Consider the following 17965-nt stretch of genomic DNA (forward strand, 5'->3'; position numbering starts at 1 on the left):
TCGGCTATAACTGCTGCATGGGAAAGTTCGGCGAGGATGGTCGCAGCACGGACGCGGCGCCGTCGATGGCCCGGACTTCCCTGCTGAGGGAATTGCCGACCACCGAGCGCGGATTGCGTACCCGCTCGACGCTGATCGCCGCCGCGCGCCGCGTCTTCGAGACCAGCGGCTATCTCGACACCCGGCTGGTCGACATCACGACCGAGGCGCACTGCTCCTCCGGCACCTTCTACACCTACTTCTCCAGCAAGGAGGAGATTTTCGCGGCGGTCCTGGAGGTCGCCCAGGAGGACATGATGCACCCGGGGATGCCGCATGTTCCCGAGGCCGACGATCCGGCCGCCGTGGTGGCCGCGAGCAACCGCGCCTACTTCGAGGCCTATCAGCGCAACGCCAAACTGATGGGCCTGCTGGAACAGGTGGCCAATATCGACCCCGAATTCCGGGTGCTGCGCCAGCGCCGCGCCGAGGCATTCATCGATCGCAACGCTCGCAGTATCGAATCGCTGCAACGTCGCGGGCTGGCCGATCCCGAGCTGGATCCACTTCTCGCCTCGCGGGCGCTCTCCGGGATGGTCAGCCGCCTGGCCTTCGGGCATTTCGTGGCCGGTGACGACACCGATCGCCCGGTCGACCTGGACGAGCTCACCTATACCGCGACCCGCTTGTGGGTCAACGCGCTGCGTATTCCGGCCAAGTCCTGACTCGCCATTTCGCCCTCCGGCGCGGCGCAGACCTGCTACAACAGCGGAGTGCGGCGCCCGCGCACACCCGAAATTGAACTTGACGTCAACCTCAACTACGGTGGGGTGACATCACGGACACGGACAGGGGTACGGCAGTGCAGGTTGCGCAGAAGGTGGCCATCGTGACCGGCGGCGGAGGGGGCATCGGCGGCGCTCTCGCCGCCCGCCTCGCCGAAGCGGGCGCGCGAGTCGTCGTCGCCGATCTCGACGAGGCCGCCGCGAAGAGCGTCGCCGACGCCGTGGCCGCCGACCATCCCGGTGCCTGCGTGAGCGCGGGAGCCGACGTCAGCGATCCCGAGGCGATCGCCGGTCTGATCACGCTGGCGGAGAACACGTTCGGCCCGGTGGACCTGTACTTCGCGAACGCCGGCATCGCCGGTGCGGCCGGGCTCGACGTCGCCGAGGCCGACTGGGACCGGTCCTTCGACGTGAACGTGCGCGCGCACATCCGCGCCGCCACCCAGCTCGTACCCCGATGGCTCGAGCGCGGCGAAGGATATTTCGTCAGCACCGCGTCCGCGGCCGGACTTCTCACCCAGATCGGGTCGGCCACCTACTCGGTCACCAAGCACGCCGCTGTCGGCTTCGCCGAATGGTTGTCGGTCACCTACGGCGACCAGGGGATTCGGGTCAGCTGCCTGTGCCCCATGGGGGTCGACACGCCCCTGCTGTATGCCGGGCGCGACTCCGGCGACCGGCTCGGCGCGGCCTCCACCCGGGCGGTGACCGCCGCCGGGGAGGTGCTCGAACCCGCGCAGGTCGCCGACGCCGTACTCGCCGCGATCGACGCCGAGCAGTTCTTGATCCTGCCGCATGCGAGCGTGCTCGAGATGTATCGGCGCAAGGGGGCCGACTACGACCGCTGGCTGGCCGGCATGCGCCGGTACCAGCGCAGCTTGCTCGACGAGAACTGAAGCGTCACAACAGATTTCACAACGATCAGGAGATCACATGTCGATGTTCGACATCTCCGAGCGGGCCGAGAAGTATCGGGCCCAGCTGCTGGAGTTCATGGATTCGCACGTCTACCCCGCCGAGGCCGTCTACGACGAGCAGATGCGCGCCGCCGGCGATCCGCATTTCCAGCCGCCGATCCTGGAAGAGCTCAAGGCCGAGGCGCAGCGGCGGGGCCTGTGGAATCTGTTCCACCCCTACCCGGAATGGGGTCCGGGTCTGACCAACCTCGAGTACGCGCCGCTGGCCGAGATCATGGGCCGCAGCCACCTGGCGCCGGAGGCGTGCAACTGCAATGCCCCGGATACGGGAAATATGGAAGTCTTCACGCTCTTCGGCACCGACGAGCACAAGGAGAAGTACCTGAAGCCGTTGCTGGCGGGCACGATCCGCTCGGCGTTCGCGATGACCGAGCCCGCGGTCGCCAGTTCCGACGCCACCAATGTGGAACTGTCGATGGTGCGTGACGGCGACGAGTACGTGCTCAACGGCCGTAAGTGGTTCGCCTCCAACGCCTTGCATCCGAACTGCACCGTGCTGATCGTGATGGGCAAGACCGATCCCGACGCCGCGCCGCACCGCCAGCAGTCGATGATGGTGGTCCCCATCGACGCACCGGGCGTGACCGTCATGCGCGGCCTGCCGGTCTTCGGCTATCAGGACCGCGAGGGTCATGCCGAGATCGATTTCGAGAATGTGCGCGTACCGCTGAAAGATGTGCTGAAGGGCGAGGGCGAGGGCTTCGCGATCAGCCAGGCCCGGCTCGGCCCCGGCCGCATTCACCACTGCATGCGGGCCATCGGAATGGCCGAGCGCGCCCTGGAGCTGATGTGCCGGCGCGCGAGTACGCGCATCACCTTCGGCAAGCCGATCGCCGCCAACGCCAATATCCAGGACTGGATCGCCGAGGCGCGCATCGATATCGAGATGATCCGGCTGCTGACCCTGAAGGCCGCCTATCTGATGGACACCGTCGGCAACAAGGAGGCGCGCACCGAGATCGCCGCGATCAAGGTGGCCGCGCCGAATATCGCCCTGAAGATCGTCGACCGGGCCATTCAGGTCCACGGTGGCGCCGGTGTCACCGACGACTTCCCGCTCGCCATGGCGTGGGCGCATCTGCGCACGCTGCGGCTGGCCGACGGCCCCGACGAGGTGCACAAGCGCACACTGGCCCGGCAGGAACTGCGCAAGTATCGAGATGTGAAGGCGGACAACTGATATGCCGAACGCGGATCTGACCGGCCGCACCGCGATCGTCACCGGCGCCTCGCGCGGCATCGGCCTCGCGACCGCGCAGGCCCTCGCCGCGGCCGGGGCCAACGTGGTGCTGACCTCACGGGATCAGGAATCGGCAGACGCGGCGGCCGCACAGGTGGAGGGCAACGCGCTCGGCATCGCCGCGCACGCCGTCGACGAGGAGGCCGCGCGCAGCTGCATCGACCGCACCCTCGAGCGGTTCGGCAGCGTCGACATCCTGGTCAACAACGCGGGCACCAATCCGGCGTTCGGCCCGGTGATCGATCAGGACCACGGCCGGTTCGCCAAGATCTTCGACGTCAACCTGTGGGCGCCGATCCTGTGGACGTCGCTGGCGACCAAGGCCTGGATGGGTGAACACGGCGGCGCGATCGTGAACACCGCCTCGATCGGCGGTATGGGTTTCGAGGCGAACCTCGGTCTCTACAACGCCTCCAAGGCGGCGCTCATCCACCTCACCAAGCAGATGGCGCTGGAACTGTCGCCGCGAGTCCGGGTCAACGCCGTCGCGCCCGGCGTGGTGCGGACCAAGCTCGCCGAGGCTCTGTGGCGCGAGCACGAGAATCTGGTGGCCGACGCAACCGCACTGGACCGGATCGGCGAACCCGACGATATCGGGTCGGCGATCGCGTTCCTGGTATCCGACGCCGCGCGCTGGATCACCGGTGAGGTGATGGTCGTCGACGGTGGGCAGCGACTCGGCCACCCGGCGGCATTCCGGGCGGCACCGTGACCGCCACGCCGGAGCAGGCCGGGGGCATCGACACCGCCGCCGTCACCCGGTGGATCGACGGTCTGGGGTTCGGGCTGACCGGCGCCCCGACCTTCACCCGGATCGGTCTCGGCCAGTCCAATCTCACCTATCTGGTGCGCGACGACGCCGGACACCGCTGGGTGCTGCGGCGGCCACCCCTCGGCCGGCTGCTGGCCTCCGCGCACGATGTGGTGCGCGAGTCGCGGATCATGTCCGCGCTGGCCGGAACCGATGTTCCGGTTCCGGAAATCCTTTCCGTCACAACGGATTCCGAGGTCTGCGACGCACCGGTGGTGCTGATGGAATACGTCGACGGACAAGTCGTGGACACCATGGAGGTCGCGGAGTCGCTGACTCCGCAACGGCGCCTGGCCATCGCCCGGTCCCTGACCCACACGCTGGCGCGTATTCACGCGGTCGATCTCGAGGCGGTGGGGCTGGCGGATCTGGCCAGTCACAAACCGTATGCGCAGCGGCAGCTGAATCGATGGTCGCGGCAGTGGGAGCAGTCACGCACCCGCGAGGTGCCCGAACTCGACGATCTCACCCGCCGGCTAGCCGGATCGATTCCGCCGCAACGGGAAACGACATTGGTGCACGGTGACTTCCACCTGCGCAACGTGATCACCTCGCGGGAGACCGGCGCGGTGGTGGCCGCGCTGGACTGGGAATTGTCCACCCTCGGCGATCCCCTCGCGGATATGGGGAGTCTGCTCGCCTACTGGGTCCAGCCCGGCGAGGACCTCGGCGGTGACTTCCCGGCGTCGGCACTGCCGGGTTTCCCGAACCGAGCCGAGATGGCGCGCGCCTACCTCGACGAAACCGGCCGTGACCGCGACGCCCTCACCTTCTGGCATGTGCTGGGCTTGTGGAAGCTCGCGATCATCGCCGAGGGCGTGATGCGGCGCGCAGCCGATACGCCGAGCAACAAGGCCGCCGCGGGGACGCCGACCGTCGAACGCATCGACGCGATCGTCGCCCACGCCCGCGAGATCGCGGCGGCCGCGGGGCTCTAGCCGCGGATCGCTCAGATCGCCACAGGGGTCGCGAGTACCTCGGTGACGGGTCGCCGCGGCGTCTGCGGCAGCGACGCCGCGCCGGCGGGCAACCAGCCCAGTCGCACTATCGTCTGCGGGTAGGCGCACTCCAACAGCACGCTTCGGCGAATGTGGGAGCGCAGGTCGGGCATGGCCAGCGGTTCGGACTGCAGACTGGATGACAGGCCCAGCGTGGTCGCCGACAACAGCAGCGCGCTGAGCGCTTCCCCCGCCCGCAGCCGAGAGAGCGGGTCATCGCCGGCCGTGCACATCACCAGCCATTCGGCGGCCTCGGGTTCGGTGGCCGGATCGGCCAGTTCCGGTGACTCGAACCGGCGCCTGGCGATCTCGTCATCGGCACGCGGGGCCGGCGTATTCGCGGCCGGGACACCGTCCGAGGTCCCGTGCCGACCGCTCCAGACCGCCAGCTCGTGCAGATATGCGGGATCGGCGGCGTGGCGCAGCGAGGCGACCCGGGCGGCTTCGGCCAATTCCGGGCGCAGCTCCCGCGGCACCTGCCGGGCGGCGGCGCCGTAGGACCGGGCGGCGGCGGACACCTCCCGCACGAACGCCTGCGGCACCGGTCGCGCGCTGTAGCGGCGGCGATCCGACTGCCGGTGGCCGATCGCCGCGGCGAGTTCGATATCGCGCGGCGACGGCCGGTACGGGCGCACGGTGATGGCCGCGAGGTGATCGGGATCGGCGTCGTCGGGAAGGTAGGTGACCCGCGCGGACCAGCCGCGCACGGCCAGCGCCACCCGCATGTGATGCAGTGCCGCCCCGCAGCTCAGGAGCAGTGCGCGCTGGGCCGGATCGGTCACGACCAACTGCCGCGACCGGTCGGCGTACAGGTGGGCGGCGTCCTCGCGCAGCGACCACCGCCACGGTTGGGTGTTGTGCACCGAGGGTGCGCGCACGGCCATATCGACAGCGTCGGCGAATACCGCGGTGACCGGATCGGCGAATGTCATGGTGCCGGTCCTTTCCTTTCGAGCGTCGCACGGACATCTGGGCGCGGTGCCCGGATCTCGGGCCCGCGTCGTTCCCATGTATCGATCAACCGCCGGCCCGGGCGCGGAGTTTCGTAATAGTTGACAAAATGTGGACGATTCTCCTTATTAATCGACGCACGAGCCCGGGTGACCGGAACACAGTTCCCGATAGCGCAATGCCCACCACACCTGCTGCATCACGTGCGGATCCTTCAGTGACGCACCCGTGAGCTCCTCGAACCGGGACAGCCGATAGCGGACCGTGTTGTGATGCAGATACAGCCGATGACCGGTCTCGCTGGCATTGCAGCCGGCCGCCAGATAGGCATCGACGGTCTCGAGGATCGCGTCGGCGTCGACGTCGACGAGCGGGTCGATGTAGCGGCGGACCATCGCGGCCCCGACATCGCTGTCGCCGACGACGGCCGGTAGGAGGCCGAGGTCGGTGAGCGTGTGGCGCCCCGGACGCCCGAACAGGCGCGCGGTCTCGGCGACCCGGCCGGCGATATGCAGCGAATGGGGAACCCGCTCGAGCGGACAGGCCGGGCCCACCCCGAGGAACACTCCGGCCGAGGGTGCGGAATCGTCGCGCGGATCGCAGATGCCGACCACATCGCGTTCCAGGATCGCCACCACACCACCCGGCGGCCGGAATCCCGGCCGTTGCCGCAGCTCCCACTCCGTCTGTTCCGGCTCCGCGGTGATCGCGCGGAAGGCCGAATACGTCGCGTCCAGGCGGAGTCCTATGTGTTGGGCACGGCGGCGCAGCTCAGCGGCGGGCAAAACGCCCTCGGTCAGCGCCCGCACCATATCGTCGCGCCGGGTATCGAGGCGGCGGGTGATCTGCGCTTCGGCTTCGCGGTGGGCGGAGGTGAATGCGACGGTGGCCGCGTCCGAGGCACGCAGCAGGGAACCGAGGACCGACAGCAGCGCCGAGCCGCGCCGGGTCGCCCAGTGTTCGGAGGTACTGATGCGTTCGATCACCTCTCCCACCACGATCTGCCATCCGCGCAGCATCGCGTCGAGAGGCACACCGAGTTCGGCCCGCAACGCGCCGTAGGCTCGGAATTCCGCGAGCTCCTGCTCGTCCAGTGGCCGATCGGCCGCGGTGGCGGTGATCAGACGATCGATTACGGAGGCGATCGACGGCGTCAGGCTGGCGGCGGCAATCCCCCGGTACGCCGGAATCTCCCGCTGCAGCCGGGTACAGATGTGGTCGGCCAGCTCGACGGAATCGCCGATCGCGGAGGGGGGCAATCGCAGGGGCGTCGAACCGTCGTCGTCGCTCACATCGATCGACAATACGGCGCGCGGGTGCGGGACCGAAGGTGTTCGCGGTCGGGCCGCCGAGTCGGAAGGAATCCGTTGTCGCAGTACCCCGGCCTTCGCGGCATCGAATCGGTGGCGCCGAGTCGATCCGGTATGGGTGTGGGCGTGGCGCGGATTCCGGAGCGGTCGGGTACGCCGCGGGAGCCGGGAGCATCGCCGGAATGCGCGGTTCGGACCGGCCACGGCGTTCGCCCGGCTGCGCTTCCGGCGGCCGTCTGCTTCCAGGCCGGTCGCGACGATTCACATTCCTCGCGAACAACAGGCAAACCCACTGTGCGCGAAGCGATTTCGGGAACCGCGAATCGGAAACCGAACACCGGCGCGCTATCTGGGTAAGAATGAGAACGGCCGAGATCCGGCCACAGGGGACATGTCGGCCCGGCCGGGCCGACGGAATGTGGGGAAAGATCATGAGAGCCAAGAAATTCGCCGCTACCGCGCTACTGGCCGTCGGTGCCACCACCGCGGCCGCCGGCGTCGCGCAGGCCGCACCGGCCACGGCCTCCGAGATCGCTGTGCGCGGGGTCGAACAGGGCGTCGGCTTCGTCACCGCGCCGACGGCCGACCACACCGGTCTGACGACCACCGTGGACGCCGGATCCTTCACCGTCACCGGTGATGCGGTCACCCTCACCGATGCCGCCGGCCGTGCCGTCGCGTCGGTGCCGCTCGGTCTGCGCACGGCGTCCGGAACGGTCGGCCTCACACCGCGCATCGACAATGCCGGCCGGACCCTCACACTGACGCCGCAGTCGGCCACCGATCGGACCGCACAGGCCATCGACGAGGCCTCCGACACGCTCGCTCGCAAGCAGTACAACGCGGGCGTCGGCGCCCTGGTCGGCGCCGGAATCGGTGCGGTGCTGGGCTTCTTCCTCGGTGGTGTCGGCGCCCTGGTCACCATTCCGATCGGCGCCGGGATCGGAGCCCTGATCGGCTACTCCACGCCGTAGCCTGCACCTCGCGCGGCCGTGCGGTCCCTCGCCCGGCGAACCCGCACGGCCCGCGACGGGCCGCCCGATCACCATATGCGGCGGCCACACTGGGACATGTCATGATCGTGTCGCCGCCGGGCCGGTGAACCCACCGGCATTCACGAATCCTGTTGGGAGCCGCCATGATCGGCGCGCCTGCGCGGCGCGCGCGGCAGTAGCCTCGTCGCATGGTGAAATCGTCGGCTCTCTCGCGGCGCAGGGCATTGGCGCTGGCGGCCGTCGGCGCGGGGGCGTTCGCCGTGGTCCGGTCGTCACCGGCTCACGCCGACGGGCCCGACAACGTCCGCTACGGCGGGTATTCCGCGCAGGACCGCGCCCAGCCCTATGCCCACTTCATGACCGAGCACACCGCCCCACCGCAACCGGCGGTCGCCGCCGCGTACGCGGGGCCACCCACCCCGGCGGAACGCATTCCGCCCTTCGCCGCGCTGACCGCGGAACTGGGCCCGTCCGGCTACGCGCCGATCGAAACCGGATACGGGCACACCGATTCCGGAATTGTCTGGGTGGCGGTACGCACGGAGATGCCGCGCGTGACCGCCGCCATGTGGGATTGGTGGTTCGGGTGGCATCTGGCCGAATCCGCCCGGTACAAGCTGTGGCATCCGGACGCGCACATGTACGCGGAGGTCGCGGCCGACCGGACGGGAGGGGCGATGCCGGACCGGCAGCGGTATGTCGGCAACATCTCCTACGTCGATGAATACATCGGCCCGAAGTTGCAGCAGCTCGCCATCGCCTTCCACGATCCGGTCGCCTACGGGTTCACCGTCCCCGACGACCACACCGTGGTGCTCGGACGGGTCGGCAGCAGCGTCGCGCCCGTCGACCTGGGCTGGCTGGCCCACCAGGTCCGCCCCGTCGCCGGTGGATGCGAGATGCGCAGCCGCTTCTATCTGCGCATCTACGGAGTCCACACCCTGGATCCGGTGCACACCGCGCGTGCGGTGCAGCGCGGTGCCGCCGCCGACGTCGACGACCTCGTACCGGGACTCGGCCTCGCTCGTGATCTGCTGTTGCACTGCGGGCAGGAGATGAACCATCTGGCTCGCTTCCTGCCCGAGCTGTACCACGAATTCGCTTGACGGATTCGGCAGTCACAATGGTGGAGTGCCGGATTCGCAGATCTCCCCCGCCGTCGCCGCGCTGATCCGCTGGCAGGACAGCGGTGGCGTCTGGCGCGTGCTGGGCAGGCGCGGCACGCACGTGACCATCGGATTGTTCGAATGCACCGGCGGAGACGAGGTGGACCGCATCGTCTCCGCGGACCCGGCCCTGCGGGCGTTCATCGGGCAGCGCGGCAGCAGCGAGGACTGAACCCGCCGGTTCGGCGCCATTTTCCGGCCGCAGGGACTACGGTGTGCGCGGCAGCGCATCGATTCCCCCTACAGCTGCGGCGAAAGGCGGCGCGATGGCCGGTACCGGTGAGGCGAATCGCCCCCTGGCCGAGCGATATCCGGGCACCGAGCCGGTCGATTGGCGCGGTCTCACGGTCCATCCGATGTACTCGCAGCGCCTGGGAGCGGAACCGACGGTGGTGCGGTTGTCGCTGCGCGCCGCGGCGCCCCCGTCGGGATTGCTGGGCCTGGGCATCGGGTTGTCGGTGATCGACGGCTCTGTGATGGTGCGCGGAAGCAGGCTGGCGGGAGTCGATGTGTGGAGCGATGCCCTCGCCGAGGGGATCGATCTACGCCTGTCGGGAACCGGCCCGGCGGCCGCCTACACCCTCACCCCGGTGTGGATGACGGCCGCGGGCGCGGTCGAATCATGGACGGGCAACTACGGACTCGTCATCGAACGCGGCTCGGGTGCGACCATGGTGCTGCGCTGCAGTACCGGCGTCGGCGAACCCGATTTCGGCGAATTGGTGGTGGCGGTGACCGCCACCGTCGACGCCGCCGGCGATCAGGACCGGTTCCGGTCCGCGCTCTACCACCTCGGCGTGGAGGCGCACACTCGCGGCGACCTCGACCAGGCCCGGCGGCTGTGGCGGCAGGCGGCCGATCTCGGGCATACCGGAGCGGCCTACGATCTCGGCGTACTCGGTTATCGCACACGCGAATTCGACGAGGCGCAACGCTGGTGGCGTGTCGCGGCCGAGCAGGGCGACCCGCGCGCGATGGCCGGTCTCGCGGAAGTGCTCGAACGCCGGGGTGATTCGGATGCGGCCCGCCGGTGGCGTGCACAGGCTCAGGACGGCTGAATCCCCAGTAGCTGCCCCGCACCCAGCACCAGCGCCGCGAAAGTCAGCAGGCCGAACACGAGGACCCACAGCCGCGCGGGAATGCGGGTGAGCCAGGCCAGCTGATCGGCATCGGATCCGTCGCCGCGCACCGACACCTGCCACAGTTCGATCACCGCGCGCACGCCGCCGAACAGCAGGAACCACGTGACCACATAACCGAAGACACCCTGCCACACCGCGGTTCCGTACCAGGACACCGCGAAGGCGGCCCCGCCCACGCAGATCACGGCGAGGAAGCCGAACAGGTTGCGGATCACCACGATCAGCACCACCAGCGCCGCGATGAGGATCCACAGCATCATCGTCTGGCGTCCGGTGCCGAGCAGGATCGCGAATCCCAGCCCCACCGCCGAAGGGGCCGGATAACCGGCCAGAGTGGTCAGCACCATCCCGAAACCTCGTGGCTTGCCGCGAGATACGGTCACCCCCGAGGTGTCCGAATGCAGCCGGATACCGCTGAGGGTGCGGCCCGTGCAGATCGCCACCACCGCGTGGCCGATCTCGTGGGCGATCGTCACACAGGTCCGCAGCACTCGCCACACCGGCCGGTAGAGCACAACCACCAGCGCCGCCGCTGCCGTCGCCAGCACCACCCATACCGGCGGCTGCGGAGAGATCGTCGTCAATTTATCGGTTACCGACGACACCGCATCGGCCGTTCGAGACAGCTGCACCGCCGTAGGGTAGCGGTCCGTCCGATTCGGCCGGATACGACGGGGTATTCGGCCGGTGAACGCTTAGGCTTGCGGTCGAATTGCCGGGATCGGCCCGGCACGCGGCCTCGACGAGGAGACCAGATGACACCCAGGGCCCATCGCAGCATCGCCGCGCTGTTCGGCACCATCGCAGCGGCCGCGGTGACCGCGGGCCTGCTGAGTGGATGCTCGGACGTGCAGCGCGCGATCAACAAGGGTGGCGACACCCCGTGCAGCGACTACGTCAAACAGGACGCCGACACCAAGCGGGTCACGATCACCAAATTCGTGAAACAGCAGACGAACAACGATCACGAGCCCGCCGGCACCCAGGTCGACGCCACCATGGCGGCGGTGGACTTCCTGTGCGCCAACCAGCGCAACGCCGACACACCGATCAAGAACGCGAATCTGACCGGAATCTTCTTCAACCAGTAGGTGCGCGCCGGGTCGGTCACCGGAGCCCCCGGTGACCGACCCGGTGTCGCTCAGCGTCCCGGCAGGTAGCGGAAGCTGCGCGCGAGCGTCATCAGCAACGCCTGCCACTTCGACTGCGGAATCCCCAGCGGCGCATCCAGATTCATTCCGCGGGTGACGACCACCGTCTGCGGTTCGGTGAACTTCAGCAAGCCGTCGGGGCCGTGGCGCCGACCGACACCGGAGATGCCCATACCTCCCATCGGTGCGCCGGTGCTCCCCCACGCCGGTGCGTAACCTTCGTCGACACAGACGGTTCCGGTGCGCAGCCGGGCCGCGATGGCCTGCCCCGCGGACGCGCTGCTCGCCCATACGCTGGCGTTGAGCCCGTATTCGGTGTCGTTGGCGCGGGCGATCGCCTCCTCGACATCGGCGACCGGATAGATCGAGACCAGCGGGCCGAAGGTCTCGTTGCGGCCGCATTCCATCTCGTCGGTGACCTTGCTCAGGACGGTCGGCTCGAAGAACAGCGGCCCCAGATCGGGGCGCGCGTTGCCGCCGGCGAGAATTTCGGCGCCCTTGGACGTGGCATCGGCGACATGCTTGGTGACGGTCTCGAGCTGCGCCGGTGAGATCAGGCTGCCGATATCGGTCGAGAAGTCGTAGGCCGCACCGAGTTTCGCGGCGCCGACCGCCTTGACGAACTTCTCGCTGAACTGCGCCGCGATCGACTCCTCGACGTAGATCCGCTCGATCGAGATGCACAGCTGGCCGGCGTTGGAGAAGCAGGCACGCACGGCCGCCTTGGCGACCTTGTCCAGATTCGCGCCGCGGGCCACGATCATCGGGTTCTTACCGCCGAGCTCGGCGGAGAATCCGATCAGCCGCTTGCCGCACTGCTGGGCCAGTTCGCGCCCGGTGGCCGAGGAGCCGGTGAACATCAGGTAGTCGCACCGGTCGACGATCGCGGTGCCGACCACGCCGCCCGGGCCCGGAATCACCTGCAGCACATCGCGGGGCAGACCCGCGCGCAGCAGCAACTCCACGCTGGCCAGCGACGAGTACGGTGTCTGGCTGTCTGGTTTGACCACGACCGCGTTGCCGGCCAGTAACGCCGGGATCGAATCGCCGATCGACAGCACCATCGGATAGTTCCACGGCGCGATGACGCCGACCACACCCTTGGGCTGGGTGCGTACCTGCGCGCGGTTGAGCACCGGGAACGCACCGGGCACCGAATGCGGTGCCAGCAATTTCGGCGCGACGCGCGAGAAGTAGCGGGCCGCGAACATCATGCCCAGAATTTCTTCCTGCGCCGCCCACCGGGCCTTGCCGGTTTCGGCCTGGATCACGTCCATCAGGTATTCGCGCTCGCTGATGATCAGTTCGCGGAAGCGTTCCAGCACCGCCGCCCGTTCCTTGGGCGTGCGTTTCGCCCATTCCGCCTGCGCGGCGCGGGCGCGGGTGAACGCGGCGCTCACATCATCGGCGGTACCCACCGGCACCTCGCCCAGCGGCTGCCCGGTGAACGTCTCGGCGATGGTCTTGTTCGCGTGTTCACGGGAACCGTCGACGGACGCGAACGCCCGCAGACGCTCGAACACCGCAGCTTCCGGCACGGGCATCGTCGCCTCCTACTTGTGAGTAATGTAACCCTCCGATACACATAATCTACCGCGCGCTGCTCGGGCATATCTCCGCCCTGGGACGGATATTGTCCCGGACTTTCGGCGGGGTGGGCCACCGCGCGGCACATGCGTCACACCGGGGCGCTCCGGCGGGGCGTTTTCCCTGCCCCGGCCGCATACCGATGCGATCATGGATCCGATCGGGGCGGCGGGCGGATCGGCGACGACCGGAGGCGGATCATGGCGGCTCGGCGAGCCGATGCGCGGCCCAGGCGGGACCCGGCCCCGCCGCTGGGGGCCTGGGGTTTCGTGGTCCGGTTCGGAATTGTCAGCTTGCTGGCGGATTTCGTGTACGAAGGGGCGCGGTCGATCACCGGGCCGCTCCTGGGCTCGTTGGGTGCCTCCGGATTCGTCGTGGGCGTGGTGACCGGAGTGGGTGAGGCGGCCGCGCTGGTGCTGCGCCTGGTCTCGGGCCCGCTGACCGACCGGACGCGGCGGTTCTGGGCGTGGACCATCTCCGGCTATGTGCTCACCGTGGTCAGCGTCCCGCTCCTGGGCCTCGCGGGGGTGCTGTGGGTGGCGGCCGCGTTGGTGATCGCCGAACGGGTCGGCAAGGCGGTGCGAAGTCCGGCCAAGGACACGTTGCTCTCGCATGCCACCACGGTCACCGGCCGCGGTCGCGGCTTCGCGGTGCACGAGGCGCTCGATCAGGTCGGCGCGGTCGCCGGGCCGCTGACCGTCGCGGCGGTTCTGGCCGCGACCGGCGACGATTTCACTCCCGCCCTCACCATGCTGGCGATCCCCGGTGCGGCGACGCTGCTGTTGTTGGTACGCATCCGAATCCGTGTTCCCGATCCGGCACGATACGAACCCGCCGCCGCGGCGCCTCGGCCCGGAAGCTCGAGAGTTCCGCTACCGCGCCGGTTCTGGCTGTATTGCCTGTTCACCGCCGTCTCGATGCTCGGCGCCACCACCTACGGCGTGCTGTCACTGCACATGGTGGCGGCCGGGGTGTTCACGGCGGCCACGGTGCCGGTGGTCTATGCCGCGGCCATGGGAGCCGACGCCGTGGCCGCGCTGGCCTCCGGCTGGCTGTACGACCGCGTGGGCGCGAAAACGCTACTCGTCCTGCCGGTTTCGACGGCGCTGGTGCCGGTCTTCGGTTTCGCGGGTGACATGGGCGCTGTGCTGGCGGGTGCACTGCTGTGGGGTGCGACGGTCGGTGTACAGGAATCCACGCTGCGCGCCGTGGTGGCCGATCTGGTTCCGGCCGATCGCCGCGCCACCGCCTACGGCATCTACGCCGCCGTCCTCGGCGCCGCCACCGCCGCCGGCGGCGCGATCACCGGATTCCTCTCCGACACATCGTATTCGGCATTGATCGCCACCGTCGTCGTGGTCGAGTGCGCGGCCGTGGTCGTCCTGTCCGCCCTCGCCGCCCGCCGCCGCCCAGCGGCGGGCCGGTGACAGAACGCGCTGACTCACAGCGGTATTCGAGCGCAGATATACCTAACACTGTTCAAACGTGTGACTTGCCACAATGTCTCGACGGCGGTCATCTTCGCCACACTTGATAATCCGCCCCTGAACTGCAAACTCATACCGGGCCGCAAAAGTCAATATAGGTCTCGCTCAGTGGCATCCGCCCTGAAGTTTGAAACATCGCCCGTTATGTTGTGCCGATGTTGAGAGCGAGGCTCGGTATCCGAACCCGCATCCTGGCCATCGCCGTGATTCCGAGCTTGACATTGCTCGGAATCGGTGTGGGCACAGCGGGTTATCTGGTACGGGAGGGGCAACACGCCAAGGACTGGGCATCGATCCTGGGCAATGCCAATGTGCACACTCGCGAGATGATCGCCGCGGTCGAACAGGAACGGATGCTGTCGCTGTGGCATCTGGCCGGTGAGCACGGCGACCCCGCCGCTCTCGGCGCGGCGCGCACGCGAGTGGACAACGCCCTACAGGCCCTGGCCGCCACCGAGAACAAACTGATGACCAGCGGTTCGAATCCGATGGGTGACGACACCGGCGGATTCGAAACCCTCAAGAAGCAACTTCCGGCCATTCGCGGCGGGATCGACGCGGGCGCGCTGCCGATTCCCGAAACCTACGCCATCTACAACCGCATTCTGGATGCCGTCGTCGTCGGCACCAATCTCACCATCCCGACCGCGCCCGACGCCGCGGTCGCCCAGCAGCTCGCCGGCGGTCTGCGCACGCTGCACGCGATGGAGGGCATGTCGCGCAGCGCCGCCCTGACCGCGGCCGAACTCAACGGCCAGATCCTGGCCGGGCAGATGCGCGACGACTACCGCAACCTGGTCGGCTACTACCGCACCGAACTCCCCCAGCTCGCCGCGGATCTCACCGGGCCCCCGGCGGACAAGATCAAGACCGTCATCGCCTCCCCGGCCTGGCAGCAGCTGGCCGCGATGGAGGACTACCTCATCCATCCGCCGACGCCCAGCAAGAACGGCGAATTACCGCCGCCGCCGATGAGTTTCGCCGATTGGCGCACCTCGGCCGAACAACTCGGCGACCAGCTGCTCGCCGCCTGGCAGTATCAGAACGACCATGCCAACCAGACCGCCGTCGACGACGGCGACCGCACCGCGACCAACTCGCTGTGGGCCGGCGCCGGCGTGCTGGCGATCGCGATCATCGCCTTCCTGCTCTCGCTGTGGCTGGCCAACCGGTTGATCGGGCGGCTCAAGCGGCTGCGCACCGAAACCCTCGCGCTGGCCGAGGTTCGCCTGCCCGAAACGATGCGCCGCCTGAGCGAGGGCGAGAACGTCGATCCCGAGATCGAGGCGGCCCGGCTGGACTTCGGTCACGACGAGATCGGTTCGGTGGCCAACGCGTTCAACCGCGCCCACACCGCGGCCGTCGCCGCCGCGGTCACCGAGGCGCGCACTCGTGAGGGCGTGCGCGCGGTATTCCTCAACATCGCGCACCGCAGCCAGATCGTGGTGCACCGCCAGCTCGAGATTCTCGACGAAGCCGAACAGCGCCAGGAGGATCCGGCGCTGCTCGAGACCTTCTTCCGGCTCGACCACCTGGCCACTCGCGAACGCCGCAACGCCGAGAATCTGATCATCCTCGGCGGCGGTGAACCCGGCAGGCAGTGGCGGCGCCCGGTGCCGCTGGTCGAGCTGGTACGCAGTGCGATCGGTGAAACCCTCGACTACGCGCGGGTTCGCGCGCATCGGATGCCGCAGGTGTTCATCGTCGGCGACGTGGTCGCCGACCTCATCCACCTGCTCGCCGAGCTGGTCGACAACGCCACCTCCTTCTCCCCGCCGCAATCGCGGGTCGAGGTGAGCAGCAACGTGGTCGGCAAGGGCGTGGCGATCGAGATCAGCGATCAGGGCATGGGCATGCCCGCCGACGAACTCGAACGCGCCAACGAGATGCTGCGCAACCCACCGGATTTCGGTGTGGCCACACTGTCGGCCAATTCGCGCCTGGGCCTGTTCGTGGTCGCCCAGCTGGGTGCTCGCCACGGCATCACGGTGCGGCTGTCGGAATCCGACTACGGCGGCATCCGTGCCATCGTGCTGGTGCCGACCGCCGTCGTCGCCGCCGATGCGCCGCTGGCCGACCATCTGCCCGAACGCTTCGCCGGCCGCCGTCCCGAGCCCGCGATGACCGGTGAGATGCCGGCCATCCCCGCGGCCGAAACGACCTCGGCCGCAACGTCGCTGGCGACCCTGTCGCCGCCGCAACCGCAGGCCTGGTCCGATTACCCGCGCACCGACAGCGCGCCACGCACCGACGACCGGAGCTGGGCCGACACCCCGGCCCGGCGCGAGGCTCCGCCGCGCCACGAGCTGCCCGCGACGCCCACCGACCAACCGGCCCGTCGCAGTCCGCAGCGCCCGTCCTACACTGGCAGCGATGCTCGCCCACCGTTGCCCCGCCGTCGCCGACAGGCCAGTCTGGCACCGGAATTGGCGCACGACCCCCAACCCGACGCTGCGTCCCCGCAGCGGCCGCGCTCGGCGGAACAGGCACGAGACCTGATGTCCGCCATCGAGAACGGAACCAGGCAGGGGCGGCGATCGCAGCCCGGCCCCACCCCGGACGAACAGGAAGGCGAAGGTGACTTCTTCCAACGCAGGTGATCTGAACTGGCTGCTCGACGATCTGGTCGATCGCCTGGCCGGGGTGCGCTACGCGGTGGTGCATTCCACCGACGGGCTGCTGCTGGGCCGATCCACGTCGATGAGCCGCGAGGACGCCGAACACTTCGGCGCCATGTCGGCCACGCTGTACGGGCTGGCGCGCAGCGCCGGAAACCGGTTCGACGGGGGCGGCGTACGCCAGGCCGTCATCGAACTCGACCGTGCGGTACTGTTCGTCACCGCGGCCGGTGACAACGCATGTATCGCATTGCAGGCCAACGAGAACGCGAATCTGGGTATGGTGGCCTACGAAATGAATCTGACCGTGCAGCGAGTCGGTGGTTACCTGTCCACCGATCCGCGTAACGGTCTGGCCGAGCACGTGGAGCATAGATTGTCATGACGCGCTTCGGTCAACCGTGGTTCGACGATGCGGCCGGCCCTCTGGTCCGACCGTACGCCGTGACGCGGGGCCGCACCATGGGGGCGGGACACGATCTGGACATGCTCACCCTGGTGGTGACCGTGTCACCGGGTCCGCCGCTGCGGCGCGTCGAACCCGAATACGCGGAAATCGTTCGGCTGTGCCGGACTCCGCAATCGGTGGCCGAAGTCTCGGCGAGACTCAAGCTACCGTTGGCGGTGACCAAGATCCTCGTCGGTGATCTCATCGGCGAGGGTTTGCTGAATTTCCGGGCCCCCGCCCGGACCGACACCGATACCGGCGGGACCGGCGAACTGAACATTTTGCGAGCAGTACTCGATGGAATCCGAAAGCTGTAGAAC

At 68.7% G+C, this 17965-nt stretch carries 18 protein-coding genes; 14 read left to right on the top strand and 4 right to left on the bottom strand.

What is annotated here, in order from left to right:
• Window positions 1-17: 17 nt before the first annotated feature.
• The 5 genes from A5789_RS15240 (at window position 18) to A5789_RS15260 (ending at window position 4730) form a co-directional block, all read left to right on the top strand.
• Window positions 18-704 (top strand): TetR/AcrR family transcriptional regulator, encoded by a 687-nt coding sequence (locus tag A5789_RS15240; protein WP_051755614.1) that lies wholly within the window; start codon window positions 18-20, stop codon window positions 702-704.
• Window positions 705-841: 137 nt separating this feature from the next.
• Entirely contained in the window at window positions 842-1660 is an 819-nt protein-coding gene (locus A5789_RS15245; RefSeq protein ID WP_064903521.1) for an SDR family oxidoreductase, read from the top strand.
• Between the two features lie 37 nt (window positions 1661-1697).
• On the top strand, window positions 1698-2921 hold the full coding sequence (locus tag A5789_RS15250; protein ID WP_063014823.1) for an acyl-CoA dehydrogenase family protein: 1224 nt from the start codon (window positions 1698-1700) through the stop codon (window positions 2919-2921).
• Between the two features lies 1 nt (window position 2922).
• A complete protein-coding gene (locus tag A5789_RS15255; RefSeq protein WP_064903519.1) occupies window positions 2923-3693 on the top strand; it encodes an SDR family oxidoreductase in 771 nt (256 codons plus the stop codon).
• Complete coding sequence (locus A5789_RS15260; RefSeq protein WP_064903517.1) at window positions 3690-4730, top strand: phosphotransferase family protein; 1041 nt, start codon at window positions 3690-3692, stop codon at window positions 4728-4730. The genes A5789_RS15255 and A5789_RS15260 overlap by 4 nt, the downstream gene beginning before the upstream one ends.
• A gap of 11 nt (window positions 4731-4741) precedes the next feature.
• On the opposite strand, the gene A5789_RS15265 is transcribed toward A5789_RS15260, so the two are convergent.
• Window positions 4742-5722, bottom strand: coding sequence for a hypothetical protein (locus tag A5789_RS15265; protein WP_064903516.1), 981 nt, complete (start codon window positions 5720-5722; stop codon window positions 4742-4744).
• A 147-nt stretch (window positions 5723-5869) separates the two neighbouring features.
• Window positions 5870-7033 carry a CdaR family transcriptional regulator gene (locus tag A5789_RS15270; protein WP_155525907.1) on the bottom strand — a complete coding sequence of 388 codons (1164 nt, stop codon included), beginning with the start codon at window positions 7031-7033 and terminating at the stop codon, window positions 5870-5872.
• 449 nt (window positions 7034-7482) lie between these two features.
• Here A5789_RS15270 and A5789_RS15275 point away from each other — a divergent pair, with 449 nt between their 5' ends.
• The 4 genes from A5789_RS15275 to A5789_RS15290 all read left to right on the top strand — a co-directional run bounded on the left by A5789_RS15275 (window position 7483) and on the right by A5789_RS15290 (window position 10270).
• Window positions 7483-8025 (top strand): hypothetical protein, encoded by a 543-nt coding sequence (locus A5789_RS15275; RefSeq protein WP_063014862.1) that lies wholly within the window; start codon window positions 7483-7485, stop codon window positions 8023-8025.
• Between the two features lie 209 nt (window positions 8026-8234).
• Window positions 8235-9152: a DAPG hydrolase family protein gene (locus tag A5789_RS15280; protein ID WP_227463151.1), complete on the top strand. Its 918-nt coding sequence runs from the start codon at window positions 8235-8237 to the stop codon at window positions 9150-9152.
• Window positions 9153-9177: 25 nt separating this feature from the next.
• Entirely contained in the window at window positions 9178-9384 is a 207-nt protein-coding gene (locus A5789_RS15285) for a hypothetical protein (RefSeq protein ID WP_227463150.1), read from the top strand.
• Window positions 9385-9478: 94 nt separating this feature from the next.
• Window positions 9479-10270, top strand: coding sequence for a tetratricopeptide repeat protein (locus A5789_RS15290; RefSeq protein ID WP_064903512.1), 792 nt, complete (start codon window positions 9479-9481; stop codon window positions 10268-10270).
• On the opposite strand, the gene A5789_RS15295 is transcribed toward A5789_RS15290, so the two are convergent.
• On the bottom strand, window positions 10258-10986 hold the full coding sequence (locus A5789_RS15295) for a M50 family metallopeptidase (protein ID WP_197516613.1): 729 nt from the start codon (window positions 10984-10986) through the stop codon (window positions 10258-10260). The two genes, A5789_RS15290 and A5789_RS15295, sit on opposite strands and share 13 nt — an antisense overlap.
• A gap of 123 nt (window positions 10987-11109) precedes the next feature.
• Between A5789_RS15295 and A5789_RS15300 the strand changes: the two genes are divergently transcribed.
• Window positions 11110-11445 carry a hypothetical protein gene (locus tag A5789_RS15300; RefSeq protein WP_051755615.1) on the top strand — a complete coding sequence of 112 codons (336 nt, stop codon included), beginning with the start codon at window positions 11110-11112 and terminating at the stop codon, window positions 11443-11445.
• Window positions 11446-11495: 50 nt separating this feature from the next.
• Here A5789_RS15300 and A5789_RS15305 read toward each other — a convergent pair whose 3' ends face one another.
• Complete coding sequence (locus A5789_RS15305; RefSeq protein WP_064903510.1) at window positions 11496-13049, bottom strand: succinic semialdehyde dehydrogenase; 1554 nt, start codon at window positions 13047-13049, stop codon at window positions 11496-11498.
• Between the two features lie 243 nt (window positions 13050-13292).
• Here A5789_RS15305 and A5789_RS15310 point away from each other — a divergent pair, with 243 nt between their 5' ends.
• The 4 genes from A5789_RS15310 to A5789_RS15325 all read left to right on the top strand — a co-directional run bounded on the left by A5789_RS15310 (window position 13293) and on the right by A5789_RS15325 (window position 17962).
• The gene (locus A5789_RS15310; RefSeq protein ID WP_064903509.1) at window positions 13293-14519 is read left to right on the top strand and encodes an MFS transporter; all 1227 of its coding nucleotides are present in this window, start codon (window positions 13293-13295) and stop codon (window positions 14517-14519) included.
• Between the two features lie 215 nt (window positions 14520-14734).
• The gene (locus A5789_RS15315) at window positions 14735-17179 is read left to right on the top strand and encodes a sensor histidine kinase (protein ID WP_064903507.1); all 2445 of its coding nucleotides are present in this window, start codon (window positions 14735-14737) and stop codon (window positions 17177-17179) included.
• Entirely contained in the window at window positions 17157-17582 is a 426-nt protein-coding gene (locus A5789_RS15320; RefSeq protein WP_030514365.1) for a roadblock/LC7 domain-containing protein, read from the top strand. The genes A5789_RS15315 and A5789_RS15320 overlap by 23 nt, the downstream gene beginning before the upstream one ends.
• Window positions 17579-17962: a DUF742 domain-containing protein gene (locus A5789_RS15325; protein WP_030514366.1), complete on the top strand. Its 384-nt coding sequence runs from the start codon at window positions 17579-17581 to the stop codon at window positions 17960-17962. Before A5789_RS15320 ends, A5789_RS15325 begins: the two co-directional genes overlap by 4 nt.
• The last annotated feature ends 3 nt before the right edge of the window (window positions 17963-17965 follow it).

The sequence above is a fragment of the Nocardia sp. 852002-51101_SCH5132738 genome, from assembly GCF_001665695.1.
Classification (GTDB): Bacteria; Actinomycetota; Actinomycetes; order Mycobacteriales; family Mycobacteriaceae; genus Nocardia; species Nocardia nova.

Coding starts and splice junctions, on each gene's coding strand:
- A5789_RS15250 (WP_063014823.1), top strand. CDS start 1,698: ATGTCGATGTTCGACATCTCCGAGCGGGCCGAGAAGTATCGGGCCCAG.
- A5789_RS15280 (WP_227463151.1), top strand. CDS start 8,235: ATGGTGAAATCGTCGGCTCTCTCGCGGCGCAGGGCATTGGCGCTGGCG.
- A5789_RS15325 (WP_030514366.1), top strand. CDS start 17,579: ATGACGCGCTTCGGTCAACCGTGGTTCGACGATGCGGCCGGCCCTCTG.
- A5789_RS15275 (WP_063014862.1), top strand. CDS start 7,483: ATGAGAGCCAAGAAATTCGCCGCTACCGCGCTACTGGCCGTCGGTGCC.
- A5789_RS15255 (WP_064903519.1), top strand. CDS start 2,923: ATGCCGAACGCGGATCTGACCGGCCGCACCGCGATCGTCACCGGCGCC.
- A5789_RS15310 (WP_064903509.1), top strand. CDS start 13,293: ATGGCGGCTCGGCGAGCCGATGCGCGGCCCAGGCGGGACCCGGCCCCG.
- A5789_RS15305 (WP_064903510.1), bottom strand. CDS start 13,049: ATGCCCGTGCCGGAAGCTGCGGTGTTCGAGCGTCTGCGGGCGTTCGCG.
- A5789_RS15265 (WP_064903516.1), bottom strand. CDS start 5,722: ATGACATTCGCCGATCCGGTCACCGCGGTATTCGCCGACGCTGTCGAT.
- A5789_RS15240 (WP_051755614.1), top strand. CDS start 18: ATGGGAAAGTTCGGCGAGGATGGTCGCAGCACGGACGCGGCGCCGTCG.
- A5789_RS15290 (WP_064903512.1), top strand. CDS start 9,479: ATGGCCGGTACCGGTGAGGCGAATCGCCCCCTGGCCGAGCGATATCCG.
- A5789_RS15300 (WP_051755615.1), top strand. CDS start 11,110: ATGACACCCAGGGCCCATCGCAGCATCGCCGCGCTGTTCGGCACCATC.
- A5789_RS15315 (WP_064903507.1), top strand. CDS start 14,735: ATGTTGAGAGCGAGGCTCGGTATCCGAACCCGCATCCTGGCCATCGCC.